This is a genomic window from Bradyrhizobium sp. IAR9 (assembly GCF_013408065.1).
Classification (GTDB): domain Bacteria; phylum Pseudomonadota; class Alphaproteobacteria; order Rhizobiales; family Xanthobacteraceae; genus Bradyrhizobium.
Map to the genome: position 1 here is coordinate 307,393 of NZ_JACBZW010000001.1, position 26,325 is coordinate 333,717.

Consider the following 26,325-nt stretch of genomic DNA (forward strand, 5'->3'; position numbering starts at 1 on the left):
TAGTTATGACGGACGGTGCTGCGCAGTCCTCTTCGTGTGCGATGCCCCCGCGTCGCTCGCTGTTCTGCAAGTACTTCGCGACGTTGTTTGTCGCTGCGGTCGTGCCTCTGATACTCGGCGCGGCCGTCGAGGCTTCTTTCGGTTACCGAGACCAGCGCCGCCAGATCAGCGCGGTGCTGCAGGCCGATGCCCGCGCGGCGTCCGACAGGATCGAGGCGTTCACCGATGGCATCCGAGATCAGCTGGGTTGGATGGTACAGCTTCCCTGGTCTGTCGGAGACGATGCGCAACACAAGATCGATGCCTTGCGCCTCCTCCAGCAGGTGCCCGCAATCGTTTCGGTTTCGCTGCTGGATGAGACCGGTGCCGAACGGGTCTTTGTTTCCAGGCTGCATCTGAACAGGACCGGGCGCGGCATTGATATGTCTACGGATCCCGCTGTTCTGGGCGCACGCGCCAACAAGGTTTGGTATGGACCGGTTCAGTACCAGCGAGATTCAGAGCCCTACATGAGGATCGCGGTTGCCGGGAGCCTGCCGGCCGCGGGGGTTGCGATCGCCGAGGTCAATCTGAAGCTGATCTGGGATGTCATCGCAGCCATTAGAATTGGCGAGACCGGCTACGCCATTGTTGTCGATGATTCCGGTCATCTGATCGCACATCCCGATATCAGTCTGGTCCTGCGCGGCCGCGCCAGCTCGGGCAGTTTCGGCCGGATCAAGCATCTCGCCGGCGCGGCGAGCGGAGCGGCGGTGATAACCGGGGACCGAGGCAACCCGGTGGTGGCGCTATCCGTTCAGGCCGCCGATGTGGGATGGACGGTGATCGCGATGCAGCCGGTCTCGGAAGCCTTTGCATCAATTCGCGCGGCGTTGTGGCGCTCGTCAATTCTCATTGCCTTTGGTGTTCTCATCGCGCTGGCGCTCGCCTATTGGCGCGCGCACAGAATGTCCGGCCCGATCAAGCAACTGGAAGAGGGCGTGGAGCGGATCAGAACCGGACAATTCGAGCATCGCATCAAGATCTTCAGCGGTGACGAGTTGCAGCAACTGGCGTTGCGCTTCAATGAAATGGCTTCTGAACTGGCGATCTCGCAGCAGAAATCCGCGCGGATCGAACGGCTGAAGCAGTTCCTGCCGTCACAGGTCGCCGAACTGGTCGAGCATTCTCATGAGCTGCTCGAAGGGCAGCGACGCGAAGTGGCTGTCATTTTTGGCGACTTACGCGGCTTCACGGCGTTCTCCACCCGCAATGAGCCCGATGTCATCATGGCCGTCATGCGAGAGTACTACGAGGCCGTCGGCGCCGTGACGACTCGTCACGAGGCAACGCTCATCGGCTTTGACGGCGACGGAGTCATGCTCCTGGTCAATGCCCCGGTCGCATGCGATCAGCCGGCAACTCAAGCGGTTCGACTCGCGATCGACCTGCAAATGACGGTGCAGTCCCTTGCCGGCAAATGGTGCGACGCCGGCCACGCGATCGGCTTTGGTGTGGGCGTTGCGATGGGACCGGCAACGGTAGGAACGGTTGGTTATAACGGTCGGCTGGACTACACGGCGATGGGAGCCGTGGTGAATTTGGCGTCGCGGCTCTGCAATCTCGCCAAGGACGCACAGATCCTGGCTGATCCCACTATCGCTGGAAGGGTAAGGGATAGCGTTCCGTTGGCATCGCTCGGACAGCGGACCATCAAAGGCTACGACCAGGCCCTCGAAGTCTTTGCTGTCGCACCTGCTGACCTGCGGTCGAAATCGCCGGGCTCCGGACAACACCGGCGGGAGAAAGAGCCTCAGGACCACTGATATCCCGGCGTCCGGACGGCTAACGCGTCGCCAGCACCACCGCCGCCAGCGTGAAGACCAGCGCCGCGATCTGCCCTGCCCCCAGCGGCTCGCCGAGCGCGATCGCGGAGGCGACGACGCCGATGACGGGCACCGCCATGGTGCCGATCGCGGCGACCGAGGCCGGCAGGCGGGCCAGTGCTGCGAACCAGCTGACATAGGCGATGCAGAACTGCACCACGGTCGAATAGACCAGGAGCCACCAGCCGACCGGCGTCACCTGGGACAGATGCGTGGTCTCGACCAGGAGGCCGATGATCGAGATCGGCAGGCAGCCGATGCCGATCTGCCAGGCCGCGGCCGTGATCGGGGGCAGATGGATCGGGTACTTCTTCGAGAACACCGTGCCGACGGCAAAGCCCAGCGCGCCGCACAGCGCCATGATGATACCCGGCAGCTTCTCGACGCTGGCGGCGATGCCGTTGCCGCCCATGATCGAGGCGAGGCCGACGAAGGCCATCACCAGCCCCAGCGTGCGCGGCACGGTCGGCCGCTCGCCGAGCACCGGCCAGGCGATGATCGAGGCCCAGACCGGCATCGTATAGGCGATCAGCGCCGCCTCGCTCGCCGGCAGCCAGAGCAGCGCCAGGCCCATCAGCACCATCCAGCCGGTGACGTTGAGCACGGCGGCGGTGAGGAGGCGCGGCCAGATCGCGGGGTCCACCGTGAGGCTCTGCCGGCGGATGACCGCCAGCGCCGCCAGCAGCACCGCCCCCAGCACGCCGGTCACCCCGCGCAGCGTCAGCGGCGGCAGCTCGGAGAGCAGGAATTTCGTCACCGGCCAATTGAAGCCCCAGCCGATCGAGGTGATGGCAAGGAACATCAGGCCGGCCGGGGCGATGCACGGCCGCGCATCCCGGCGGGTCGAATCAAGCATGTGGGTGGTCCGGCAAAATCGACCCTCAGCTTGGCCCGGATTCGCCCCTCTCGCCACCACCTCGGCGGGCATGCCTGCCCTCACCTTCCGTAGGGCTACGTGAGTCCCGCTGACGCAATCCCATCGCTCAAAAATATACCTGCCCTGTGAACAGCGGGATGAAGCATCCGCAGCACCACGGGATGCAAATTTTTTCGGTTGGGAATCTCTGAGGACTCACTGATACTTGCCTCCACAACAGGCGCGGGCTTGCCCCCTGTTATCCCCCGCAATCCACCATATTTAGTATTTGATTCAGGAACTCGCACTAGTTCTTGACGGGCGCAATGGAGAGTCCTAGCTTTCGGTCCGTTCGGCGCGAGTGAGTTTGCGTCCCGCCGGCACTCCCCCAAAGGGTCTCGCAAATCTCAACTCCGCCAAGCCAGCCAAAGGCAGCGGATGAGGGCTTGTCTGCCCGCGAAAGGGGGACTTTTCGGGCGCCAGAACGGGCCGGCAAAAGGCTCGAATGGCATCGGTAGAAGTAACGTTGTGGGGCGTTGAACGCATGTCGGGCCCATCCCCTTGGGGGCGGATGGGTCTGGACATGCCGGCGGATGATCGGTGCGCGCATCGAGCCATCGCGTCGGGAGAACAAGAGCCGGATCCACCGGCTGAACTGCGGTGCCAAAGGCCGAATGGCTGACAGCGCCGCGAAACGAAATGTCGACCGGCACGCCTGAACGGAGGCGGGACCGGTCAAAACTTAAGGACGGGGCAAGACGATGCGGATTGAGCGGCGCCACACCACGGCAGGACAGTCACCTTACGCGGGAATCGATTTCCGCCAGACCACGTCGGAGATCAGGAATCCCGACGGCTCGGTCGTGTTTAAACTTGATGGCGTCGAGGTCCCGACCGAGTGGTCGCAGGTCGCCTCCGACGTGCTCGCCCAGAAGTATTTCCGCAAAGCCGGCGTCGCCGCGCGCCTGAAGAAGGTCGAGGAGGAATCCGTCCCCTCCTTCCTGTGGCGCTCCGTGCCCGATACTGACGCACTCGCCGCGCTGCCCGAGAAGGAGCGCTATGTCAGCGAGCTCTCAGCAAAGCAGGTGTTCGACCGCCTCGCCGGCTGCTGGACCTATTGGGGCTGGAAGGGCAAGTACTTCTCGACCGACGAGGACGCCCAGGCGTTCTACGACGAGCTCCGCTACATGCTCGCCATGCAGATGGTCGCGCCGAACTCGCCGCAATGGTTCAACACCGGCCTGCACTGGGCCTATGGCATCGACGGCCCCGGCCAGGGCCACTATTACGTCGACCCCTTCACCGGCAAGCTGACCCGCTCGAAATCCTCCTACGAGCATCCGCAGCCGCACGCCTGCTTCATCCAGGGCGTCGGTGACGACCTCGTCAACGAGGGCGGCATCATGGACCTCTGGGTCCGCGAAGCCCGCCTGTTCAAATACGGCTCCGGCACCGGCTCCAACTTCTCGCGCCTGCGCGGTGAAGGCGAGAAGCTGTCCGGCGGCGGCCGCTCATCCGGCCTGATGAGCTTCCTCAAGATCGGCGACCGCGCCGCCGGCGCGATCAAGTCGGGCGGCACCACGCGCCGCGCCGCCAAGATGGTCGTCGTCGACGTCGACCACCCCGACATCGAGACCTATATCGACTGGAAGGTGAAGGAGGAGCAGAAGGTCGCCGCCCTCGTCACGGGATCCAAGATCAACCAGAAGCACCTCAAGCTGGTGCTCAAGGCCTGCGTCAATTGCGAAGGCTCGGGCGACGACTGCTTCGACCCCGAGAAGAACCCGGCGCTGCGCCGGGAAATCAAGCTCGCGCGCCGCAGCCTCGTGCCTGACAATTACATCAAGCGCGTCATCCAGTTTGCGAAGCAAGGCTACAAGGACATCCAGTTCGACACCTACGACACCGACTGGGATAGCGAAGCCTACCTCACCGTCTCCGGCCAGAACTCCAACAACTCGGTCTCGCTGAAGGACGACTTCCTGCGCGCCGTCGAGACCGATGGCGACTGGAATCTGAACGCCCGCACCTCCAAGAAGGTGACGAAGACGCTGAAGGCGCGCGACCTCTGGGAAAAGATTGGCTACGCCGCCTGGGCCTCGGCCGACCCGGGCCTGCACTTCAACACCACCATGAACGACTGGCACACCTGCAAGGCGTCGGGCGACATCCGCGCCTCCAATCCGTGCTCGGAATACATGTTCCTGGACGACACGGCGTGCAACCTGGCCTCCGCGAACCTGCTGACCTTCTACAACACCGAAACCAAGCAGTTCGACGTCAGGGGTTACGAGCACCTCTGCCAGCTCTGGACCATCGTGCTCGAAATCTCGGTGATGATGGCGCAGTTCCCGTCGAAGGCGATCGCCGAGCTCTCCTACGAGTTCCGCACGCTCGGCCTCGGCTACGCCAATATCGGCGGCCTCCTGATGACCATGGGCCTGTCCTATGACAGCAAGGAAGGCCGCGCGCTCTGCGGCGCCCTCACCGCTGTGATGACCGGCATCACCTACAAGACCTCCGCGGAGATGGCGGCCGAGCTCGGCACCTTCCCCGGCTACAAGAAGAACGCCGCGCACATGCTGCGCGTCATCCGCAACCACCGCCGCGCCGCGCACGGCGAGGCCTCCGGTTACGAGGCGCTCAGCGTCAACCCGGTGCCGCTCGACCACGCCTCGTGCCCGCAACAAGACCTCGTCACCCATGCCAAGGCGGCCTGGGATGCGGCGCTCGCGCTCGGCGAGCAGCACGGCTATCGCAATGCCCAGACCACGGTGATCGCGCCGACCGGCACGATCGGCCTCGTGATGGATTGCGACACCACCGGCATCGAGCCCGACTTCGCGCTGGTGAAGTTCAAGAAGCTCGCCGGCGGAGGCTACTTCAAGATCATCAACCGCGCGGTCCCCGCGGCGCTGCGCGCGCTCGGCTATCGCGAAGCTGATATCGCGGAGATCGAGGCCTACGCCGTCGGCCACGGCTCGCTCTCCAACGCGCCCGGCATCAACGCCTCGACCCTCAAGGCAAAGGGCTTCACCGATGAAGCCATCGCCAAGGTCGAAAAGGCGCTGCCGACCGCCTTCGACATCAAGTTCGCCTTCAACAAGTGGACCTTTGGCGAAGACTTCATCCGCGACCAGCTCGGCATCGGCGCCGAGGCGATCGCCGCCCCCGGCTTCGACCTGCTCCAGGCCGTCGGCTTCACCAAGCGCGAGATCGAGGCGGCCAACGTCCACATCTGCGGCGCCATGACGGTGGAAGGTGCCCCGCACCTCAAGGCCGAGCACTATGCGGTGTTCGACTGCGCCAACCCCTGCGGCAAGATCGGCAAGCGCTATCTGTCGGTCGAGAGCCACATCCGCATGATGGCGGCGGCGCAGCCCTTCATCTCGGGTGCGATCTCCAAGACCATCAACATGCCGAACGACGCAACTGTAGAGGACTGCAAGTCCGCCTACATGCTGTCGTGGAAGCTGGCGCTGAAGGCCAACGCGCTCTATCGCGACGGCTCCAAGCTCTCCCAGCCGCTCAACTCGCAGCTCATCAGCGATGATGAGGACGAGGACGATGCGGTCGAGAGCCTCTACGAGAAGCCGATGGCGGCGCGCACCGCCCAGGTCTCGGAGAAGATCGTCGAGAAGCTGGTCGAGCGGATCATCGTGATGCGCGAGCGCGAGAAGATGCCTGACCGACGCAAGGGCTACACCCAGAAGGCGGTCGTCGGCGGCCACAAGGTTTACTTGCGTACCGGCGAATATGACGATGGCCGTCTCGGCGAGATCTTCATCGACATGCACAAGGAAGGCGCGGCGCTCCGCTCCTTCATCAACAACTTCGCCATCGCGGTGTCGCTCGGCCTGCAATACGGCGTGCCGCTGGACGAATATGTCGATGCCTTCACCTTCACCCGCTTCGAGCCGGCGGGCCCCGTGCAGGGCAACGACAGCATCAAGTACGCGACCTCGATCCTCGACTACGTCTTCCGCGAGCTGGCGGTGAGCTACATGTCGCGCTTCGACCTCGCCCATGTCGATCCCAACGAGACCGGCTTCGACGCGCTCGGCAAGGGCGTCGAGGAAGGCAAGGAGCCGGACGAGGACGGCGGCCACCACGCCACCCGCCTGGTCTCGCGCGGCCTCACCCGCTCGCGAACCGACAACCTCGTCGTGATGCGCGGCGGCTCCGCCGCGATCGCGCCGGGCAATGACGGCGCCCCCACCGGCGGCAGCAAGGTGACTGCGCTGGCCGCGCACGGCCCCAGCGCCCGCGTCGGCGACGCCCTCGAAGGCGCCGTCGCCCTGAAGCAGGAAGCCGCCCACGACCTCTCCCCCACGGAGAAGCTCGAGGCGCTGCAATGGAGCAAGGCCGGCAGCACCGCCCAGACCCTCGTCCCCACCAAGGCCGAGCGGCGCGCGGAAGCCAAGGCCAAGGGCTACGAAGGCGAGATGTGCAGCGAGTGCGGCAACTTCACGCTGGTGCGGAATGGGACCTGTATGAAGTGCGATACGTGCGGCAGCACGACGGGGTGTTCGTAGAGCCCTCCAACGGTAGAACACTACTTTCGAGACCGGCGGGGCGTTCCTTAGAGCGCCCCGTTTGGTTTTGCCCGCTACTGGAGTGCGGCCAAAGTCTCGCGCCGCACAAACTTCTACAACCAGGAAGCCCGACAAAAATTGCTTACTGCTTTAGGTTGCCATATATTTTAGACCAATAAGGAGTCGCAATGGCAATTCGTTCATTGGGGGTTGTTGCATCTGGGGACGCGGTGATCTTGGTGGATGCGAACGTGCCCGACGATGGTGCCATCACCATCGTACTTGATCAGACCATCAAGTTGCAGAAAGGTGATAGAGCTGAGGCATATCGGCTGATCCACCAAAGGATCAGCGATTACGTACGAGAGAAGAAAATCAAAAAGGCTATCGTAAAGGCAAGCGCTCTCACCCAGGCTGGGAAGCCCAAACTAGCCCATCTCGAATCCGCCGAATTGCGAGGGGTCACGATCTGCGCTCTTCGCTATGGAGGGGCGGATGTGGAGATCAGAGCCAAGGCAAATATTAGCCGCACCTTTGGCGAGCGAAAGGCCGACGAGTATCTGAAAGACGATGGATTTTGGAAGGAACAAGTTGCGGGAGAAGAGCTGCGAGGCGGCAGTCGTGAAGCCGCACTTCTGCTTATTGCGAGCCGCGGGAAATGAGCGATTTCACATCCGAGCTTAAACTCGGCAAGGAGATCGCGTCTGGCTTTTTCGGAAAGGTCTTCATAGCAGACGACCCCGCTCGGGGACCGGTTGCCGTGAAAAGGCTACATCAATATTCAGGAGAATCGGACGCCGACTGGAACGTCAGAAAAGAGACGCTGCTCCACGAAGCGCAGATGCTAGTTCAGGCCGAGCACCCAAACATAGTTAGAGTGCATCAGCTGGTCAGACACGCTAGCGACGATACGCTTCATCTCGCAATGGAGCTCTGCGAAGGATCACTCCAAAAAACCTTTGAGGCAGGTCCACTACCTTTGTATCGAGTGCAAAGGATTGCATCCGACACTCTTCTTGGACTCGACGCACTCCATTCGCGGGGCATGCTTCACAGAGACATAAAGCCAGGCAACATTCTGCTGGATCAACACGGTACGGCAAAAATTGGCGACTTCGGACTTGTGACGGATGATTTGATCCTCGGGTATGGTTCGGGCGCAGGCTACAGCAATCATCTCGCGCCGGAAGTCTGGGCAGGTCTAGGCACAAGTGTGAAATCAGACATCTGGGCAGTTGCCATGACTTTGTTTCGACTTATGCACGGCCGACAATGGTGTCTTCAAATTCCATCGGCATCTGACGAAGTAAAAAAGGGCAACTTTGCACAACGATTGCCGTGGCTGCCCCACGTACCTGATAGCTGGCGTCGCGTCATTCGAAAGGCCATGCATGATGACACCAAGCAGCGATATCAAAATGCCGCTCAATTTCTCAACGCAATCTCTGGCGTAACATGCGATCCCAAGTGGGAGTGCAGAATTGCAGCCGGGCATGTTGTCTGGGAACGAAAAACCGACAAGCGTCGGTTTAAAGTGGAATGGCTAGAGCGCAGCTTAAAGAAACACGAATGGTCGGCCGCCAGCTACCCCATCGGTGATGGAAATAAACGCAATCTAGGCAAAGCCACTAGCAGTAAGAAAGACTGCATACGAGCCTTAGAGAAATTCTTCTCTACCTAGCTGCAGATTTCTTTGCCCGATGCGATCGAGGCAAAATGTGTCCGCCCACTACGTCGCTTCGTCGAATTGGCTTTAGACGGAGCTTCATTTTGGCAAGCTCCCGCCTTTCCTCGCTGCAGGCGGAGCAAAAGCTGTCCCTCGCGGACACGCCTTCGGCCGGAACCCACTTACGTCTGCAGTGGCGGCATCTGGGCAACTCAAACATGACGGGTGCCTCCGCGACCGAACCACGAGAACATAATATGAACAGTCGATTCGGTCAACAACCGAAACATCCTGTAGTTGTTGAAAAGTTAAATTGAAACCGCGACGGTGACGTGCACTCAACTTTCGGCGCGTGGCTCCGACCAGCTGGTTGAACTAGAGCGATACGACATGCAGTGCTCAGCAGAGATAGCGGGTTAAGCGCCCTTCTCACACGCTATACGCACTCATGCGCGCGTTCGTCCCGCTTCTTCCGAACTTTGGCCAGCGAACGGTTTGCTTGTTCGAGGTACCGTTGTGCCTCTTCTCCCCGGCGTTCGCGGATACCCTCATAGACACGCGGTTGCGGCCCGCTCTCCTTCCGGAAACCGATTGCTTGCAGCGCCGTCGAGATCAACGTTTGCCAGTTCATCGCAAGACCTTCATCGACTCCCTACCTCAGGTAAGAGAGATCAAATCCCTCTCGGCCCATCAGCCAGAACGTCCGTTTCCAATCGTCCACCCCGTCCATAAGGATCGAGTAACCTTCATTCTGCATCACATTCGTCACCAAAGTGTGCTTGTGCAGGGCCGGCCCGCCGACCTGTTTGGCGGACGTCACACGATAGATATAGCCAGGCGAATGCTCCTGCAAAAGCCTGCGGCAACAATGACTTACAACATCAACGACCAACCCCGAACAGCGCGGTGGTAACCAGGTCTTTGCGATGTCCCTGTTCATTGTCGACCGGATCGGAACCTTCCCGAGCTGATCTAGTATGGTAATTTCATACCCAAACTCGTGATAGTCGAACGATCTCAGATCGGGGAACGGTGTCGAATCGCGCCGCGGTGTAAGGCCAACATCAATTAACGTGAGCCATCGATCGTCTTCACTCAATCCGATCGGGGCTCGGAGATAGATGCAGCCGTCCTCCTCTTCGAAGTCGAGGTCATCCGGAAGATCGTCGATGCTTTCCAGTAGCGCGCGGACGGCGGGTAAGGACATGGACGATGCGCATCTTTCTAATCGCTTACGACCTTACCCAATCCTTGACCGACGCCTGATGCAATTCAACCATAAATTGCCACCGCACCAACTCCCCCATTGTCTTCACACAGGTCATGCCAAGGAAGAGTAGCAGCCTCCTCCCAGGCCTTCGGAACGTCAGGCGGGGCGCTCGGTGCATGCGAAAGACATTCGCCCGCGCGCCGCGAGGGGTCCAAAATTGCCGTGCACTAGATTCGTTTGATATCGCCGGATCAGCTACTTCGGTTAACTTTCACATGCGATCCCGATTAAGTGCACTTTTGCTGTAATCGCGGTTTGGGCTTCGACGCTCATCAAAACGCCGCCGCCGAAATTGCCTTTGCCGTCACGCCCTTCCCCCCTAAACTCCCGACCACCACCGGCATGGGTTCCGACGGGCCCGGGAGAAGCGGAGTCGAGTTATGCCCAAACCGGAAAGCTTCCCGATCGAGAAGATCTTCGTTCCCACGAAGCAGAAGAAGGCCATCAAGCCCGAGACCGTCGCGGAGGTCGCGGAAAGCATGTTGGAGATCGGACAACAGGAGCCCATTTCCATCAGGCTCGACGGAGACCGCCTCGTTCTGGTCGAGGGACTGCATCGGTTAGAGGCCTGCAAGGCGCTCGGCGAGACGACCATTCTCGGTGTGCTGGTCCCGGCCGAGCTTGCTCAACACAAGCCGCTGCTCGCCGAACGACCCGAAGTCGAGGCAGAGCGCATCAAGATGGCGCGATTGAAACAGTTGCGCCTGGAGAAGGAAGCTGCAGAGGCATCGACTTCTGCCTTGAAGGGCGCTGGCGTAACGGAAGCGTCGCGCACCCCTCCGACGAAAGGCGTCCGCGACAATGCGAAGGCATCACCGGGCCGGACTGCGAAGGCGGCACCGAAATCATTGTCGGCCTGGATCACGCAGCAAAAGGGCAGCGGCGGCCGCTATTGATGGCCGGCAATTAACACATGGAGCGCGTAGCCCGGATGGAGCGCAGCGAAATCCGGGGCGGTATATCCTGTGGCAACATCCCGGATTGCACTGCGCTCCATCCGGGCTACCAAATTTCAGTGACAGTGCACTCAACTCTTTTGGTCTGATCTTTGCGGACTAATCTCCGAACTCACGCCTCCCCCAACCCGAGAATAAAGCTCTCAAGATCAGGCGCCAGTTGGTTCGTATTCGCGAAATCGGCGAACTCTTCGCCACCGTCCGGCGGCTCACGCTCGTGCTCCCAGTAGAACACCTGGCCATAGCTGTCCGGCTCGAGGCTCAGCAAGAACAGGTCGCCGCCGGGATCGGGCGCGAAGGGGCAGCTCAGGCGGGGGATTCGGTTCATGCTCCGATACATGTCGTAATTGTCGATGACGCCGTAGCTGTCGGTCGGATGGGTCGTGAACAGCAGGTCCAGGACGGTGCGGTCGTTGCGCCAGGGCAGCTCGACGCCGCAGGGCTCGAAGCCGCCGCCGTCGGATTGCGCCAGCAGCGCCTTGTAGGGCGCGGGCAGCGGCGCGCCGATATGTTGTTCCAGCGCGCGGATGGCGTCGGCGGACGCCGGTGGGCGTCGGTTGTCCATGAGATCGAGATAGTTCATGGGCCTAGGCGTCCTGTCCCGTGGTCATGCAGTCGCCGCCACTGGGGCCGAGCGCTCTGTCTATGCTACGTGATCCCAGCTGCATGGTCTTCATGTCTTGATGGTGGCGCCATGCATCATTGTCTCCGCGATTTACGCCCACAGCGCCCATGCCAAGGAAAAGCAAGCTCCTCCTCCGCCTTCGCAGTGTCCGGCGGAGCGTCCAGTGGGCGCGAAAGAAGTTTGCGCGCGCGCCGCGGACGGTCCGGATCACGGGCAGCGTATTGATCCTTCTGGCAGCCCTCGCGCTCCTCAACATCGCCTATCAGATCTTCCGCAAGCCAACCGAACTCTTCGTCGTCGTCGGTCACGCCCTCGACAAGGAGCCGGCCGAGACCTGGGCGAGATACGGGCCGCTCTTCCACACCTATTCCACGGCTGCGATCACGCCGGAATTGCTGGCCGCGCTGGCGCAGGTGGAGAGTTCGGGCAATCCGGTGGCGCGCACCTATTGGCGCTGGCGGTGGAGCCTTAATCCGCTGGCGATTTACAAGCCCGCCTCCAGCGCCGTCGGGCTCTTCCAGATGACCGATCCGGCCTTCATGGAAGCCGCGCGGTTCTGTGTCCGCGGCAACGCGGTCACGCAAACCGGCTGCGGGTCTCCCTTCCTCTACGTCCGCGCGATCCCGAGCCATGCCATCGAGCTGGCCTCGGTGTATCTGGACCGCCAGGTGGCCATGGTCCTCACGCTCGCGGGCGATGTGAAAGCGAGCGCGCAGCAGAAGCAGGATCTGGCCGCCTTCATCCATCTCTGCGGCGCAGGTCCCGCCGCGGCCTATGCGCGGCGCAAGTTTGTGATGATCGCCGGGACACGCTGCGGCGATCATCTCGTCGCGGGCTATGTCGGCAGGGTCAATGCGATGAAACGGCAGTTTGCGCGGCTGGCGGCGGACCAGGATCATTGAAGAGCACAGCCCCGCTCCCGTCCCGCCATAATTTTTCCTTTGCACGCGCGTTGTGTTGGATAGCGGCGAGACCTATCCTTCTTGATCGGACTGCCTCCCATTGACGCCCGACCGGATGGAGAGCGCATCGGTGCCTGACACGAACGACCCCAAACCTGACACCAGCAAGCCTGACGCCCCCAAGCCGGACGAGGCGCGCGCCGATAGCGGGTTCGCGCAGGCCTACGACCGGATCAAGAGCGCGGAGCAGGACCTGGCGCGGTTGGACCGACTGGTTTCCGGAATGGAACGCGAGAGCGAGAGCCCGCGGGCCTCACGTGCAAGCGCCGCGCCGGCGGCAGCCGCCACTCCCGGAGACGAGGCGCCGAAGCCCGATGCCAGGGTTCCGAGCCCCTACGTTCCGAATACCGGGGGTCGCGATCGCGGCTTGAAGAACGATCCGGCCATGATGCGCGCCTTGGTCATTCTCGTGCTGGCGATCGGCCTGCTCGGTGCCGCCGTCGCTTCGCAATATCGCGATGAGGCCCAATCGATCGGCCAGTCGATCATGGCGCGATGGGCTCCGCCGGTCGCGAGCACGCCCCCGCAGGCGTCCGCGGCGGAAAACCCGGTGCAGCCGCCCGTCGTGCTGCTGGCTGCTGCGGATGAGCCGAGCCCGGTGGCCGCGCCGCCAGTGCCCAAGGAAACGGACAGCGCCCCAAAGTCCGGCGCCGCGGCGCCTGAGGCGTCGTCATCGGAGCTGGCGCAATCGCTCAAGGCCATCACAAGCGAGCTTGCGAACATCAACGGCAAGCTCGAGCAACTGAAAGGCCGGAGCGAGCAGACCCTGCGCGAGCAGGCCGACACCATTCAACAGCTCAAGACAGCGCAAGAGAAGGATGCGGCGGACAATGCGCGCCTCGCCGCACAGGTCCAGGCGCTGCAAACGCAACTGACCGCGTCACCGGCGTCATCCGCCTCTGCAGCCGCCAAGCCGGTCGCGCGCAGCGTGGTGAACAACGATTCGGCTGCGCGTGCCCGGGCGCACGTACCAGACGCCGCGCCACGGCGGCCGAGGCCGCCGCCGCGAGGCCCGTGGATGCCGCCGCCCTACGACCCTTATTACGGCGATCCGGATTGGTGAGCGAGCTGCCGTAGGGTGGGCAAAGCGACTTGTCCGCCGTAGCTCGAAGAGCGAAGGCGGAAGCGTGCCCACGTCTTGGCTGATCGAGGAGAAGACGTGGGCACGGCGCAAGTGCGCGTTTGCCCACCCTACGAAGCTACTATGCTCTCCACTCGCCTTACCGTATCTCGCTCATCGTCACCTTGGCCGCGATCCCCGTCAGCTCGGGATCTTGCGGCGCAAGCTCCTCATCGGAAGATGGGCCAAATGAAACTCCAGCCATTCTGCGTTTGACCTGTTCGCAGGTCTTGCGCACGTCTTCGGTGAACAGCGCGCATTCTTCGATGCGTTGGAAGATCTTCCGTCCCTCTTCACGATACCCCGCCGCCGTTTCTCGCATGAAGGCGATCGCATCATGAACCTGAGCCGTCAGCGCCTCGCATTTTCGCGCGGCGTCGATCAACTCGGTGCCCATGGCCTCGATCTCTTTTGCAGCGGACTCATAGTCGCGAACGACCGCCTCTGCACTGAGCGCACCGACGCGCGACACGCCCGCGGTGTGCTCGACGTAATCAGGCAAATTAATTGAAGTAATGGAGCTTCCCGAGCGGATCGACGTGATGTCCGCTTCGAGTTGGACCAAGTTCACTCCCTCTCGTCTGTGCAATTGTTCAACACTTGCCACGACTGATCCTCCCGATACGCCCAGAACCCCAAACAGCATCGGGTTTATTACGGGGATAAGTGTCGTTCTACCTCGATGTACTCTTGACAGCCTCCACTTTGCCATTTTTTCCCAATCGTCACCTCTGCACGCAGAGATGACGAGCAATCAGACTTCAACTTATCGGCGTATCAGTTGGAGGAGATGTCGTTTTCTCAAGCTCCGGACCTGTCAAACACAAATGAACGGGTCCGAATTGCCGAACGAGCCCGGCCCCGATCGAGCGTGGCGGAATCGAGGGCCGCCGCACGCGCAGTGCCGTAGGGTGGGCAAAGCGACTTGTCCGCCGTAGCTCGAAGAGCGAAGGCGGAAGCGTGCCCACGTCTTGGCTGATCGAGGAGAGGACGTGGGGCACGGCGCAAGTGCGCCTTTGCCCACTCTACGAAGCTACGAACTGCGAAGCGTCGATCACTACCACCAATACGGCCAGCGCCATCCCTCATAGCGAACATAGGACGGCACCAGCGGCGGGCCGTAGGGATCGACCTTGTCGTCCTCGGGGCGATAACGATAGCGCGGAACGACATTGTAATCCCACGGCGTCGGCCTCAGCACCGGCGCCGTGACGATGAGCCGCTCTTGTGGGGCTCGAACGACGACGGCTTTCCGCGTCCGCGCTTCCGCGCCTGATGTTGCAAGGCTGCTCAGCACCAGGGCAGTTCCGAGCGCGCAGGCGGCGGTCATTTTTGTCATGCGGTGGTCTCCTTCGCGGCAAGAGTGCAAAAGGACTCGGGGCAAGGCAAGCGAATTTCGCGCGACTTTTTCTGCGGCCATCCTTCGAGACGCCCGCTTAGAGCGGGCTCCTCAGCGACGAGGCGCGCGCTTGGGCGCTTCAGCGCGCGTAGCCCGGATGGAGCGCAGCGTAATCCGGGACCAGTGAATACGGTGGCAACATCCCGGATTGCGCTTCGCTCCATCCGGGCTACGGGAGGCTTGCGAAACCCTACCCCGCATCAACATCCTCAGGCACCGGCCCCGCCACGAGCCCGTCAAGACTGACCATCAGCAGATCGGCGATGTGCATCAGCTGGTACAGCGGAATGTCCGCCTCGCCCTGCTCTGCCTGCGACACGAAGGCGGGGGTGACGCTGAGGCGCTCGGCGAGCTGGGCCGCGGTATAGCCGCGGGTCTCGCGTGCGGCCCTGACGCGCGCGCCGATCCCCAGCCTATGCCGGGCCTGCTCGTCCGCGGTCATCATGGCCGCCTGCTCGTCCACGCTCGCATAGCCGTCCGCGAACGCGCCGCCGATCAGCCGCTCCTTGCGCCAGGCGAGCCGGCAGCCCTTGCGCAGACCGTTCGAGAAGATCAGCGAAAACTGCTCCGGCACCCACGCCGAGCTGTTGAGCGCCACGCGCGCGCCGGTGCCGGAGACATCGCGGATCGTGCAGGGCACGCTGACGATGCTGCCGGTGCCGTTGTCGAACTCGACCATGCCGGTGCGCAACGTGTGATGCCTGACTGCGGCGCGATGATCGCTCATGACAGCTCCCGAAAACTTGCGGCAGCGTTTCCAACGCTGCCGAAATCGGGACGAAGATAGCGCAGAACTTTCCTGCAACTCCTAACCGGCAGCCGCCTCAGCCGGGACTGGATGGCATGGTAAAGGAATTGCTCTCGCGATCTCTTGGATCGTAGCAAGGCCCTACTCCCGCGCGCGGCGCAGGGCCTGTTCCAGCTTCGCCCGCTGCTTGTCCCAGCGCGCCTCCTCCGCCGCGGCGCGCTCATCCAGTGCGGCCCGCTCGGCGTCGATCTCCTCCGCCTTGGCATCGTGCTCCCGTCTCGCTTTGTCCAGCGCCGCCTCGGCGAGGGCGACCGCCTTGTCGCGGCGCGCGCGCTCTTTGGCACGGGCGGCCTCCTCCTTGCGGCGCTCGGCCTCGCGCCGCCGCTCCTCCTTCTCGAATGCCGCAGCCGCCTTGCGGGCGGCCTGAGCGTCGATCTTGCCGGATGATTTGTTGGCGGCCTTGGAGGGAGCCTTCGTCGATCGCGTCTTGCCCTTGGCCTTGCGTCTGGGCCTGGCGTCGTCATCGACGAGATCGGTGGGCAGCTCGGCGCTCTCGGTGAACCGCCCGTCCGATCCCACGGGGCGCCTGAGCACGACGCCTGGCTTTGCCATGGTCGCCGCGACGATATCGGGATCGTCAGTCTCCTTCGCCGCGCCCTGATGGAACAGGTTGGAGCTGGCGCCCCAGGCCTCCAGCGCCGCCTTCATCGAAGGCGCGGCGATGGCCTGGTCATAGAAGCCGAGCGAGGTCTGGTAGGTCTTCAGTTTTCGTTTCGGTTTTGCCGGCATGTGGTCCCGTTATCTCGACTGCCGGCGCAGCGTAGCCCGGATGGAGCGAAGCGCAATCCGGGTCTTGTCTCGGAAGGATGAAATCCCGGATTACGCTTGCGCTCCATCCGTGCTGCGCACTCCGCTCAAAGCGCCTCGCGGACGAGCGGCACCATCGCATCATGCCACTGTTTTGCCCGACGCATCAGAACATTATTCGGCACAACCGAAAACACGAGCCTTATCAAGGCTGTCTCTACTGTGCATGGGGTTGTTTTCGCGATTCGATGTGTCGGAGGTGTTGAGGCAGTCAACTCGCAAGGGCGACATTGCCTCATGGATCAAGCCGGTCGCCAGGATCGCGGCAACCGCATAGGCTCGCGCCCGTCAACGACTCACGGAGGCATCACCATGAACGGCAATCGCTCTTACGGCGTCCGCGTCGAGGGCGCGAAATACGGCGTCGGCTTCGGCTCGGCGCTCGCCATCGCGATCTCCTACACCAACAACCATTCCATCCTGTGGGCGATCATCCACGGCATCCTGGGCTGGTTCTACGTGATCTTCGTCGCGCTGTTTCGGTGATATCGCACCGGCAGGCGACGGCGATTGCGAGCAGGCCGCAGCTTTCCCTTGCTTTCCCAAATCCTGCCCCTACGGTCGCGCCGCGAACGAAGCGTTGAGACGAGCGAAGGGTTAGACCAGACTTGCCATGACCGACACGATGAAATGCCCCGCCTGCAACTCCGAGCACGCCTATCAGGACCGCGATCTCTGGGTCTGCCCGGAATGCGGCCATGAATGGAGCGGTGCGGCGGAGGCGGCGGCGGACACCGCGCAGGACGCGGGCGTGCGCGATGCCAACGGCAATGTGCTCGCGGACGGCGACAGCGTCATCGTGATCAAGGATCTCAAGATCAAGGGCTCCTCCTCGGTGGTCAAGGGCGGCACCAAGGTGCGCAACATCCGCCTGCAGGACGCCAGCGACGGCCACAACATCGCCTGCAAGATCGACGGAATCGGCGCGATGAACCTGAAGTCGGAGTTCGTGAAGAAGGCGTAGCTCGCGCTTACCTTTGCCGCTGCGCCAGATAGAACCCGCACAGCACCGCCACCAGTCCCGCCGCCTGCAGCATCGTCGGCGGCTCGCCGAGCAGCAGCCAGCCGGTGAGCAGCGTCAGCGCCGGCACGCAGGCCGGAAACACCGCCGCGCGGGCAACGCCGAGGCGCTGGACCGAGACGGCGTAGAGATAGAGCGCGGCGGGGCCGGCGAGCACGCCCTGCGCCAGCGCCTGGATCGCGTTCTCGGTCACGCCGATCGCCGCGACATGGGCGAGCCCGACGGTTGCGATGTAGACCGGCAGCAGCAGCAGCGACAGCACGTTGATCACCAGCGCGGCCGACACGGCCGAGACGCGCCAGTGGCGCAGAGCTGCGCCGAAGCCGGCGAACATCAATCCGGTGAGCACGAAGATCAAATCGCCGAGCACGCCGTCGGCCCCGATATGGCCGATCGATTCCGTCCCGATCACGCCGAGGCCGCCGACGATGACGACCGCGCCGGCAAGGCGCGAGGCGGAGATGTGCTCCTTCAGCACGACCGCCGCGAGCAGCAGGCCGCCGAGCGTCGCGCAGGAGGGCTGGATCACGCTGCCATGGCCGAGCGGCACGAACAGGAAGCCGGTGTAGGAGATCAGCGACATCACGGGGCCGCCGAGCACCATCAGCACGAGGCCCCTGCTCCAGCCGATGCCGCAGAGATCGGAGATGCCGGCGCGGAACACCAGCGGCAGGAACGCGATCCCCGACCAGACATAGCGATGCACCAGGAGATCGACCGGCGTGAAGCCGAGCTTGAGGCCATGCCGCGTGGCGGCAAAGCCGAGCGCCCAGAACAGCGCCGCGGCAAGGCCGCAAGTGACGCCGAGCAGTGCCGGCGCCGCAATCTTGTTCTGAGATAGAGCGTCGGCGCCGCTCGTTCGCTGGTCCATGGGGTCAAGCCTTATGTCAGCGCGTATATCGGCTCAACCCACGCGGCTGCAGGGCTGGCACGCGGCGGTGATTGTGGGGCTCACGCATCAGCCTCCTGTTCGAAGACCATCTGCCATCCCTTGCGCGTATCCATGTATTCCCGCACCTGCCGGATCCGGTCGCCCGCCACCGTGAACACGAAGCAATAGTCGTTCTCGTAGGGCTTGCCGCCGGGCAGCGTGGCGCGCATCCGTTCCTCCACGATCACGACATCGCCGTCGGCATAGACGCCGCGGAACGCGATATCGATGTTCGAGAACATCCTGTGCATCTCCTGCGCGATGAAGCGCGCGATCTGGTGCGGTCCCACCATGTGGTCGGTGTGATCGAGCGCGACGGCGGTGGCATTGCCCTTCGGCGCGATCCATTCGGCGTCATCGGTGAACAATGCGGCGATGCGCTCGGCATCGCGCGTCGAAAAGATCTTCCACGCGTTCAGGACGATATCTCTTGGGCTGGACATGATGCGCTCCCTCGTTTTCGTTGAGGGGCGCCTTCTAGGCCGCGATGCGCCTTGCAGCTCGCCACAATCGGACTCGGTCATCCCGCAACCCTTCCACCCCTGCCCTCATGCGTTATGATCCGGCCATGCTGAGCTTCGATGTCTGCAACGCCGCGCGCCTGCGCCGTGATCCCCGGTATGACGGCCGCTTCTTCACGGCCGTGAAGACCACGGGCATCTATTGCCGCCCGGTCTGTCCGGCCAAGCAACCGCTGACGCGCAACGTCGCCTATTATCCGACGGCAGCGGCGGCCGAAGCCGCCGGCTTCCGGCCCTGCCTGCGCTGCCGGCCCGAAACCGCGCCGTTCTGCCCGGCCTGGAACGGCACGCGCTCCACGGTGGCGCGGGCCATGAAGCTGATCGATGACGGCGCGCTCGACGAAGGCTCGGTGGTCGATCTGGCGATGCGGCTCGGCATCTCCTCGCGTCACCTGGCGCGCCTGTTCGAGCGCCACGTCGGCGCCACGCCGCATCAGCTCGCCAGGACGCTGCGGGTCCAGCGCGCCAAGCGCCTGCTCGATGCCGGCGACGACAGCATGACCGATATCGCATTCCAGGCCGGCTTCGGCAGCCTGCGCAGATTCAACGCCGCCTTCGCCGAGCTCTACGGCCGCGCGCCGTCAAGCCTGCGCGCGCGGAGAGCTTAGCGCGCGGCGGAAGATCGCTCAGAAAAATCCGGGGCTGAGATCGAGGCCGTAGGTCAGGCTCAGCACGAACACGAACAAAGCGGCGGCGGCGAACAAAGTTGTCTGCTTGAGAATGAACGCACGCGGCGACGTGGTGGCGGCAACGACTTTCTGCGCAACGGGCATAATGGCCTCCATTATGATTTCAAAATTGGCCGCAACAATGCGGCGGCCGCATCAAGCAACCCGACGTGCAAAGCAACTGTTAAAAGGATCAAGCCCGTTATGAACGGGCATACATCACCAGCACATTCACGCGAACTTGTTCGCGGCCGGATTCTCAATCAGCGCATCGGTGTCAATTCATCGTGCCGAGACCTTGCACGATGCGATGCGCGAGCAGCGTCGATTTCGATCACGTGATGCAGATGGGTCCCGCCTCTCCGCGGAACCCATCTGCCGTTCACGATGTCAGCTTAGTGGGCCACGCCAACGGTCGCGGTCTTCACCTTGCGCGGGCTGAGCGCCTTCGCCTGGTGGACCGAGGCCAGCGTGGTCGGCGCAGCGGTCTGCTGCTCGACATGCGCGGCGCCGAGGACGCGAACCTGCAAGGGCGAGACCGGAAATCCGTTGGTCTCGTAAGTCGGCAGTTCGGCGGCGAAAGCCGCGGTGCTGCCCGCGATCGTCAGGATGGCGGCGGCGATCGACAGAGTCTTCTTGTTCATTGGTGATGCTCCTGAGTGGAAGAGTCGAAGCATATTTAGGCGCGTTTTGCTGCAATGCGACATGCTTTGTTGCATTGCAACAGCGCGCATTATGCATGGCGATATGTTTAATGCGTACAAGGCGTTGGCCGAATCACCGCCGGCCGCGACATGACGGTTTTATGGACGGTGCTCAGCCACCGAGCACATTGCCCCAGCCATCGAACAGATAGGCCTTCCAGGCCACGGTTCCGTCCTCGCCCGGGCGACTGGCCTGGCGGTAATCGTCGGCCTGGTCAGCGGTCCAGGTGATGATCGTATCCGTCAGGCGATCGTGCAGAATGGCGGGTTCGGTGGGATCGAAGGCGTCCATGGGACGAAGCGAGGAATGCGTCATGGCCGACCAAACGCGCCAGCCGCAGCAAAGTTGCGGCAACGCGTCAGGCAAGACGCTCTCATCAAGAAGGTGATGCTGGCCCCCGCACTCCATCATCGATGCCGTGGCGCGACTCCCTATTTCAAAGCGGTCGCCAGCGATTGCAGCTTTGCGACCAGATTGGTGCCGAGCGCATAGATGATCTCGATGATCGCGAGCGCGATGCCGGCTGCGATCAGGCCGTATTCGATCGCGGTGGCGCCGGATTCATCGGCGGCGAATTCAGCCCATTTGCATTTCAACTTCACAATCGTGTCCTTCCCAACTCTGCCGGAACGGCCGGCAGGCGAGAAATGCACGACTACAATCCAAGATTGAGTAAACCCAATGGCTTCAAGTTGACGACAATGAACGCCGCATTTGCCGACGATTCCCTTGAAAACTGCGGTGGGAACTCGCGTTGCAGCTTGGCAACACCTCCGCGAAAAGCCCGATTTCACCGAATTACGCCATTGCGTCGCCACACGGTCCTCCGAACAATCGAGGCGCTGCGTGCCTTTCCGTGCAAGATTGTTTTTGCATCATGACTGTTCCGACAGAGCGTGTCCGAACAGAACCGTTTGGAGGCAGGGATCATGAACGATCGGCGGTCTCTTCTGGTGGCGGTCGCGTGCCCCTCGGCCGTTCTCGCCGGCTGGCTGGCACTTTCCCTCTCCGCCTATGCCCCTGCCCTCATCGAGAACAGCGGCGCCAATGCCGCTGCCGTGTCGCGCGCGAAAGATCTCAGCCGGCTCGACCTCGCGGACGTGCCGCACGCTGCGACGATCGAGGACGGCATCGCCTTGACCGCCGACATCGCGGCTGCCGTCGCTGCGGCCCCGGCCCCGATGATCACTGAAGCGGTGCCCGAGCCTCCCGCCATCAAGCTCGCCTCGGCAGATCCGGCGCTGATCCTTCCGACGGAGACGCCGCCCGCGCCGCAGATATCGCCTGAACCAGAGCCCGTCATCAGCGAGACTGCTCCAGTTGCAGCGCCGGCGCCCGTCAAGCTCGCATCTGCCGATCCCACCGAGATCGTGACGACCGACGCGCTGTCCCCCGCGGCGATCGCGAGCGGCCCCGTCACGCCTGCGAGCAAGGCATCGCCGCCGGCCGACACCGTCGCCGTACTCGACGAATGCTTCGTCATGGATGCCTGCATCGACCGCTACCTCTGGGCGCTCTATCAGCGCACCGCAAAAGAGGACTCGATCAAGGTCCAGGAGCGCCGCGCCGTCACCATCAAGCGCAAGGGCAAGACGGTCACGGTGATGCGCAGCTTCACCAAGCTGGTCGACCAGGATTTCACATGGAAGGATCCGAAGGCCGCCGAGCACGCCGGCATGTCGATGATGGACTACGTCATCGGCGGCATGGACAAGAGCTTCAAGCGGAAACTATTCCGCACGCTGCTCGCTGCGGAAGCCGCCGGCCTCTCGCCCGGCATCACCAGCGCGTTCCGTGACGATTATCGCCAGTCGATTGCGAGCGGCCTGAAGGCCGCCTCCGACCGCTCCTATCACGGTGGCAGCACGCGCGGCGGCTACGGCCACGGCATGGCCGCGGACATCGTCAGCACCCAGGGCAACAACCGCGCGCAGCGCTGGGTCTCGACGGAAATTCTGTGGAAGTGGGTCGACGCCAACGGCAAGGCCTACGGCATCGGCCGGCCCTATCTCGGCCGCGATCCGCCGCATGTCGGCCCGGTCGACGGCGCTGAATACATCTCAAAGCGTGGCACGAGCGAGCGCAAGGAAGTCGCCAGCGCCAAATCGAAGAAGACGCGGACTGTTGCGAGCGCCAAGCCGTCAAAGGCCCAAAAGGCACAGGCCGCGCGCGAGCAGAAGAGCCCGGCCAAGCCACAGAAATCGGCGCAATCGACCGGCAAGCGCGCGACCTGAGGCCTACGGCTGGTGTCCCGGCGTCGGCAGCGGCACGAGCCGCATCTCGGCCGTGCCGGCGTCCTGCGTGCGCACGAGCACCGCAAAGACGGTCTCGACCGCAAGCCGCACCGCGGCCTCGGTCGCCTGGCCCTTGGCCAGATGCGCCGCGATCAGGCCGGTGAGGAGATCACCGGTGCCGTAGGGACGGATCGGCAGGCGCGGCGTCGCAAAGCGCGACAATTGCCCGCCGGCGCACAGGATCGTCTCCACCTGCCCTCCGGGCGTATCGGTGAGCGTACAGCCAGTGGCGACGATTTCGATGCGGCCGGTCCCCACCAACGCCGCACACGCCGCGCGCAGGCCCTGCGCATCCGCAGTTCTGAGGCCTGAGAGCAGCTCGAGCTCGAACTGGTTCGGCGTCGCCAGCTTCGCTGCCGGCAGCAGCCGGTGCCGGACCACATCCAAAATGCCGTCGGCGACATAGACGCGGCCATCATCGCCGATCACGGGATCGCAGAGATAGACGAGCTTGGAATTCCGCGTGAGCGCCCGCTCGACGAAATCGGCGATGACGGCAGCGTTGCCCGGCGAGCCGAGATAGCCGGTGATGAGCACGGCGGCCTCATCGACCAGACCGCGCTCCTCCACGCCCGTCAGAAGATCGGCAATGAGCTCGGTCTCCAGCACCCGCCCGCGCAGGCTCGGATAGCGCGGATGATTGGACAGCAGCGTCGTCGGCACCGCCGCAACGTTCACGCCCTCCGCCTGGATGGCGTAGGCGGCCGCGCTGTTGCCGACATGGCCGTGGACCACCTGGCTTTGAATGGAGATCACGAGCATGAAAGAGGTCCGTAAGGTCAAACGTCGTGTGTGGCAAGAGTAGCCTCAGCGTTGCGCCAGCTCGCCGAGGTAAGCGCAGAACATGTCGGCGAGCCCGTCAGCATGACGCGCGATCTCGGCCTCGCTGCGCGGCGTCTCCGAAAACCGCTTGCCGACCTCACTCAGCGTCGTCTTGATCAACTCGCCGGCAAGCGCGCGGGTCGCCTCGGAGGCTTTGGGCAACGCTTCCCGCATGAACGCCGCGATGATCCCCTCGCCGGCGGCGCGCGCGTCCTGCGCCTCGGGCGCGTCGCGATAGAGCGGCGCGGCATCGCTGAGCGCGCCGCTCTATCGCGACCTCATCGCACTCGGACAGAATGAAGGCATGGACCAGCTCGCGCAGCCGCGCCGGCGGTGGCTTCACCCGGTCTTCGAGGATGCCGCGCAAGAGGTCACTCGTGCGCCGCCACTCATCGCTTTGCAGGCGGAACAGGATCGCGGCCTTGTTCGGAAAATATTGATAGAGCGAGCCGACGCTCACCCCGGCCCGCTCCGCCACCCGCGCCGTGGTGAAACGCTGCGCGCCCTCCTTGGTCAGGACCTGAACAGCAGCATCGAGAATGGCCGCGACCAGCTCGCTGGAGCGGGCCTGTTGCGGCTGTTTTCGTGAAGAAATTGAACGGCTTCGACGATCGGCCATGGCTCACTCAGGCAATGCGAATAGGAAATGCGACGAATTAGTCGTATTTCACTCGGCACGCAAGCACGCGTTTCTTCGCCAACTCTGGAGACCTCATATGACCACCCCGACCATCACATCGCTTGCGCCGCTGCTGGACCGCCTGTTCGACGAGGCCGAGGCGGCAAATGGCGCAACGCGCGCCGCCGTCGCAGATTTGTCCGACGCAGATCGGGCGCGCTTGATGCGAAGCAAGACCGACTATCGCGACCTCTACGGACGCCTGAAGGACGCGCCGCTCGCGGTCTCGCGCGAGACGGGCCACCTGCTCTACATGCTGGCACGCAGCTCCCGCGCCCGGGTGATCGTCGAGTTCGGCACGTCGTTCGGCATCTCGACGCTGCACCTCGCCGCAGGCCTGCGCGACAATGGCGGCGGCCACCTCATCACGAGCGAGTTCGAGCCGTCCAAGGCGGCGCGGGCGCGGGAGAACCTGATCGCCGGCGGCTTGATCGATCTGGTCGAAATCCGTGAAGGCGACGCGCTGAAGACGCTCAGCGCCGATCTGCCCGATGCGATCGACTTCGTGCTGCTCGACGGCGCCAAGGCGCTCTATCCGGATATCCTCGATCTGCTGGAAGGCCATCTCGGACCGGGTGCGATCATCGTCGCCGACAATGCCGACGACAGCCCGGACTATCTGGCGCGCGTGCGCGCGCCCGGCAGCGGCTACATGTCCACGCCCTTCGCCGAAGACGTCGAACTCTCGATGCGGATCAGCTGAACACCGGCCGAAACGCCACGAAAGCTTGAAGCCGCTGCGCGATCCATCGCGCGGCGGCGTCCTGCTGCGTTGCCGCGTGTCGCAGCCGCGTCACGCACACGTGATACCTCGTCATGGCCAAAGCCGGACACGGCGTGCTAAACATACCTACCGCGCGGTATCTTTCTATCGCCCCGCCGGAGCTGACCATGACCTCCGCCTTCAGTGCCTACGCAGCGCTCGCCCTCGCCATCGTTCTCGAGGTCACGGCGTCCGCCTTCCTGCAGCAATCCGCGCAATTCACTCGCCCGTGGCCGACGCTGGCGATGGTGCTGTTCTATGTCGCCTCATTCTATGCGCTGTCGGTGGCGATCCGCGTCATCCCCTTGAGCATCGCCTATGCGATCTGGGGCGGGGTCGGCATCATCCTGACGGCGACCGTCTCCTTCGTGCTGTTCCGCCAGATGCTGGACTCCGCGGCCTTCGTCGGCATCGCGCTGATCGTGTCAGGGGTCGTGGTCATCAACCTGTTCTCGCAGGCCAGTGTGCATTGATGGCGGAAAGCCGCTACACCCGCGCCAAGCGGCCGGAGCAGGTCCGGCGCGCCCTGCTCGACTGTGCCGCGGCTATCGCCATGGACCACGGCGTCGCCGGCGTCACGGTGCAGGCGGTCGCAGTCGCAGCCGGCGTCACCAAGGGCGGGCTGTTTCACCACTTTGGCAGCAAGCAGGCGTTGATTGAGGGCCTGTTTGCCGACCTGCTCGCGCGCGTCGATGCCGAGATCGACGCCGCGATTGAAGCCGATCCGAAGCCTCGCGGCCGCTTCACGCGGGCCTATGTGAATGCCGTGTTCACCGGCAAGGCCTTCGGCTTCGCGACCCCCTGGGCGGCGTTGAGCATGGTCGTCGTCACCGATCCGCCGCTGCGCCGGCTCTGGAACGACTGGATCAAGGCGCGCCTGAAGCGTCATCGCACGACCGACGACGCGCCCGATCTGCAAATCGTGCGTCTCGCCGCCGACGGCGCATGGCTCTCCTATGTCACGACGGGACAGACGCGGATGAGCGCCGAGCTACGCGCCGTGCACGCACGGCTGCTCGCTCAGACCAATCGGCGCAGATAGCGGCCTCGCA

At 63.4% G+C, this 26,325-nt stretch carries 28 protein-coding genes and 1 pseudogene; 14 read left to right on the plus strand and 15 right to left on the minus strand.

Annotated elements, in window-relative coordinates:
- Positions 1 to 5: 5 nt before the first annotated feature.
- On the plus strand, positions 6 to 1,805 hold the full coding sequence (locus GGD67_RS01405; protein ID WP_179730605.1) for an adenylate/guanylate cyclase domain-containing protein: 1,800 nt from the start codon (positions 6 to 8) through the stop codon (positions 1,803 to 1,805).
- Between the two features lie 19 nt (positions 1,806 to 1,824).
- On the opposite strand, the gene GGD67_RS01410 is transcribed toward GGD67_RS01405, so the two are convergent.
- Entirely contained in the window at positions 1,825 to 2,721 is an 897-nt protein-coding gene (locus GGD67_RS01410; RefSeq protein ID WP_179730606.1) for a DMT family transporter, read from the minus strand.
- Positions 2,722 to 3,482: 761 nt separating this feature from the next.
- On the opposite strand from GGD67_RS01410, the gene GGD67_RS01415 reads away from it, so the two are divergent.
- From GGD67_RS01415 to GGD67_RS01425, 3 genes are all read left to right on the plus strand, one after another.
- Complete coding sequence (locus GGD67_RS01415; RefSeq protein ID WP_179730607.1) at positions 3,483 to 7,256, plus strand: vitamin B12-dependent ribonucleotide reductase; 3,774 nt, start codon at positions 3,483 to 3,485, stop codon at positions 7,254 to 7,256.
- A 188-nt stretch (positions 7,257 to 7,444) separates the two neighbouring features.
- A complete protein-coding gene (locus GGD67_RS01420; RefSeq protein ID WP_179730608.1) occupies positions 7,445 to 7,918 on the plus strand; it encodes a hypothetical protein in 474 nt (157 codons plus the stop codon).
- On the plus strand, positions 7,915 to 8,937 hold the full coding sequence (locus GGD67_RS01425) for a serine/threonine-protein kinase (RefSeq protein WP_179730609.1): 1,023 nt from the start codon (positions 7,915 to 7,917) through the stop codon (positions 8,935 to 8,937). The genes GGD67_RS01420 and GGD67_RS01425 overlap by 4 nt, the downstream gene beginning before the upstream one ends.
- 637 nt (positions 8,938 to 9,574) lie before the next feature.
- Here the strand turns inward: GGD67_RS01425 and GGD67_RS01430 are convergent.
- Positions 9,575 to 10,129: a hypothetical protein gene (locus GGD67_RS01430; RefSeq protein WP_179730610.1), complete on the minus strand. Its 555-nt coding sequence runs from the start codon at positions 10,127 to 10,129 to the stop codon at positions 9,575 to 9,577.
- A gap of 443 nt (positions 10,130 to 10,572) precedes the next feature.
- Here GGD67_RS01430 and GGD67_RS01435 point away from each other — a divergent pair, with 443 nt between their 5' ends.
- Complete coding sequence (locus tag GGD67_RS01435) at positions 10,573 to 11,088, plus strand: ParB N-terminal domain-containing protein (protein ID WP_179730611.1); 516 nt, start codon at positions 10,573 to 10,575, stop codon at positions 11,086 to 11,088.
- A 172-nt stretch (positions 11,089 to 11,260) separates the two neighbouring features.
- Here the strand turns inward: GGD67_RS01435 and GGD67_RS01440 are convergent, their stop codons facing one another.
- On the minus strand, positions 11,261 to 11,731 hold the full coding sequence (locus GGD67_RS01440) for an SMI1/KNR4 family protein (RefSeq protein ID WP_092262023.1): 471 nt from the start codon (positions 11,729 to 11,731) through the stop codon (positions 11,261 to 11,263).
- Positions 11,732 to 11,880: 149 nt separating this feature from the next.
- On the opposite strand from GGD67_RS01440, the gene GGD67_RS01445 reads away from it, so the two are divergent.
- Together GGD67_RS01445 and GGD67_RS01450 are read left to right on the plus strand one after the other, a co-directional pair.
- On the plus strand, positions 11,881 to 12,675 hold the full coding sequence (locus GGD67_RS01445; protein WP_179730612.1) for a transglycosylase SLT domain-containing protein: 795 nt from the start codon (positions 11,881 to 11,883) through the stop codon (positions 12,673 to 12,675).
- A gap of 115 nt (positions 12,676 to 12,790) precedes the next feature.
- Entirely contained in the window at positions 12,791 to 13,798 is a 1,008-nt protein-coding gene (locus tag GGD67_RS01450; protein ID WP_179731384.1) for a hypothetical protein, read from the plus strand.
- Positions 13,799 to 13,955: 157 nt separating this feature from the next.
- Here GGD67_RS01450 and GGD67_RS01455 read toward each other — a convergent pair whose 3' ends face one another.
- From GGD67_RS01455 to GGD67_RS01470, 4 genes are all read right to left on the minus strand, one after another.
- Positions 13,956 to 14,501: a hypothetical protein gene (locus tag GGD67_RS01455; protein WP_018322976.1), complete on the minus strand. Its 546-nt coding sequence runs from the start codon at positions 14,499 to 14,501 to the stop codon at positions 13,956 to 13,958.
- A gap of 411 nt (positions 14,502 to 14,912) precedes the next feature.
- Complete coding sequence (locus GGD67_RS01460; RefSeq protein ID WP_018322975.1) at positions 14,913 to 15,194, minus strand: hypothetical protein; 282 nt, start codon at positions 15,192 to 15,194, stop codon at positions 14,913 to 14,915.
- A 250-nt stretch (positions 15,195 to 15,444) separates the two neighbouring features.
- Positions 15,445 to 15,981: a helix-turn-helix domain-containing protein gene (locus GGD67_RS01465; RefSeq protein ID WP_179730613.1), complete on the minus strand. Its 537-nt coding sequence runs from the start codon at positions 15,979 to 15,981 to the stop codon at positions 15,445 to 15,447.
- 162 nt (positions 15,982 to 16,143) lie between these two features.
- Positions 16,144 to 16,791 (minus strand): cell envelope biogenesis protein TolA, encoded by a 648-nt coding sequence (locus tag GGD67_RS01470; RefSeq protein ID WP_179730614.1) that lies wholly within the window; start codon positions 16,789 to 16,791, stop codon positions 16,144 to 16,146.
- Positions 16,792 to 17,181: 390 nt separating this feature from the next.
- Here GGD67_RS01470 and GGD67_RS01475 point away from each other — a divergent pair, with 390 nt between their 5' ends.
- Together GGD67_RS01475 and GGD67_RS01480 are read left to right on the plus strand one after the other, a co-directional pair.
- The gene (locus tag GGD67_RS01475; protein WP_177237474.1) at positions 17,182 to 17,355 is read left to right on the plus strand and encodes a hypothetical protein; all 174 of its coding nucleotides are present in this window, start codon (positions 17,182 to 17,184) and stop codon (positions 17,353 to 17,355) included.
- Positions 17,356 to 17,482: 127 nt separating this feature from the next.
- The gene (locus GGD67_RS01480) at positions 17,483 to 17,833 is read left to right on the plus strand and encodes a zinc ribbon domain-containing protein YjdM (protein WP_179730615.1); all 351 of its coding nucleotides are present in this window, start codon (positions 17,483 to 17,485) and stop codon (positions 17,831 to 17,833) included.
- A gap of 7 nt (positions 17,834 to 17,840) precedes the next feature.
- Here GGD67_RS01480 and GGD67_RS01485 read toward each other — a convergent pair whose 3' ends face one another.
- Both GGD67_RS01485 and GGD67_RS01490 read right to left on the minus strand, forming a co-directional pair.
- Positions 17,841 to 18,761 carry a DMT family transporter gene (locus GGD67_RS01485; protein WP_179730616.1) on the minus strand — a complete coding sequence of 307 codons (921 nt, stop codon included), beginning with the start codon at positions 18,759 to 18,761 and terminating at the stop codon, positions 17,841 to 17,843.
- A gap of 80 nt (positions 18,762 to 18,841) precedes the next feature.
- A complete protein-coding gene (locus tag GGD67_RS01490) occupies positions 18,842 to 19,264 on the minus strand; it encodes a nuclear transport factor 2 family protein (RefSeq protein WP_179730617.1) in 423 nt (140 codons plus the stop codon).
- A 125-nt stretch (positions 19,265 to 19,389) separates the two neighbouring features.
- Between GGD67_RS01490 and GGD67_RS01495 the strand changes: the two genes are divergently transcribed.
- On the plus strand, positions 19,390 to 19,950 hold the full coding sequence (locus GGD67_RS01495; protein ID WP_026202855.1) for a bifunctional transcriptional activator/DNA repair enzyme AdaA: 561 nt from the start codon (positions 19,390 to 19,392) through the stop codon (positions 19,948 to 19,950).
- An 18-nt stretch (positions 19,951 to 19,968) separates the two neighbouring features.
- Here the strand turns inward: GGD67_RS01495 and GGD67_RS01500 are convergent, their stop codons facing one another.
- The 4 genes from GGD67_RS01500 to GGD67_RS01515 all read right to left on the minus strand — a co-directional run bounded on the left by GGD67_RS01500 (position 19,969) and on the right by GGD67_RS01515 (position 21,311).
- Positions 19,969 to 20,115, minus strand: a complete 147-nt coding sequence (locus GGD67_RS01500) for a hypothetical protein (protein WP_179730618.1) — start codon at positions 20,113 to 20,115, stop codon at positions 19,969 to 19,971.
- 290 nt (positions 20,116 to 20,405) lie between these two features.
- The gene (locus tag GGD67_RS01505; RefSeq protein ID WP_179730619.1) at positions 20,406 to 20,654 is read right to left on the minus strand and encodes a hypothetical protein; all 249 of its coding nucleotides are present in this window, start codon (positions 20,652 to 20,654) and stop codon (positions 20,406 to 20,408) included.
- Positions 20,655 to 20,826: 172 nt separating this feature from the next.
- The gene (locus GGD67_RS01510; RefSeq protein ID WP_246784235.1) at positions 20,827 to 21,081 is read right to left on the minus strand and encodes a hypothetical protein; all 255 of its coding nucleotides are present in this window, start codon (positions 21,079 to 21,081) and stop codon (positions 20,827 to 20,829) included.
- Between the two features lie 65 nt (positions 21,082 to 21,146).
- On the minus strand, positions 21,147 to 21,311 hold the full coding sequence (locus GGD67_RS01515; protein ID WP_027569789.1) for a Flp family type IVb pilin: 165 nt from the start codon (positions 21,309 to 21,311) through the stop codon (positions 21,147 to 21,149).
- A gap of 333 nt (positions 21,312 to 21,644) precedes the next feature.
- Here GGD67_RS01515 and GGD67_RS01520 point away from each other — a divergent pair, with 333 nt between their 5' ends.
- Positions 21,645 to 22,949, plus strand: a complete 1,305-nt coding sequence (locus tag GGD67_RS01520; RefSeq protein WP_179730620.1) for a hypothetical protein — start codon at positions 21,645 to 21,647, stop codon at positions 22,947 to 22,949.
- 3 nt (positions 22,950 to 22,952) lie between these two features.
- Here GGD67_RS01520 and pdxY read toward each other — a convergent pair whose 3' ends face one another.
- Positions 22,953 to 23,771 carry a pyridoxal kinase gene (gene pdxY, locus GGD67_RS01525; RefSeq protein ID WP_179730621.1) on the minus strand — a complete coding sequence of 273 codons (819 nt, stop codon included), beginning with the start codon at positions 23,769 to 23,771 and terminating at the stop codon, positions 22,953 to 22,955.
- A gap of 45 nt (positions 23,772 to 23,816) precedes the next feature.
- Positions 23,817 to 24,450, minus strand: a pseudogene (locus GGD67_RS01530) (TetR family transcriptional regulator).
- A gap of 97 nt (positions 24,451 to 24,547) precedes the next feature.
- Between GGD67_RS01530 and GGD67_RS01535 the strand changes: the two are divergent.
- From GGD67_RS01535 to GGD67_RS01545, 3 genes are all read left to right on the plus strand, one after another.
- Positions 24,548 to 25,213 (plus strand): O-methyltransferase, encoded by a 666-nt coding sequence (locus GGD67_RS01535; RefSeq protein WP_179730622.1) that lies wholly within the window; start codon positions 24,548 to 24,550, stop codon positions 25,211 to 25,213.
- Between the two features lie 188 nt (positions 25,214 to 25,401).
- Positions 25,402 to 25,746 carry a multidrug efflux SMR transporter gene (locus GGD67_RS01540; RefSeq protein ID WP_179730623.1) on the plus strand — a complete coding sequence of 115 codons (345 nt, stop codon included), beginning with the start codon at positions 25,402 to 25,404 and terminating at the stop codon, positions 25,744 to 25,746.
- A complete protein-coding gene (locus tag GGD67_RS01545; protein WP_179730624.1) occupies positions 25,746 to 26,315 on the plus strand; it encodes a TetR/AcrR family transcriptional regulator in 570 nt (189 codons plus the stop codon). The genes GGD67_RS01540 and GGD67_RS01545 overlap by 1 nt, the downstream gene beginning before the upstream one ends.
- The last annotated feature ends 10 nt before the right edge of the window (positions 26,316 to 26,325 follow it).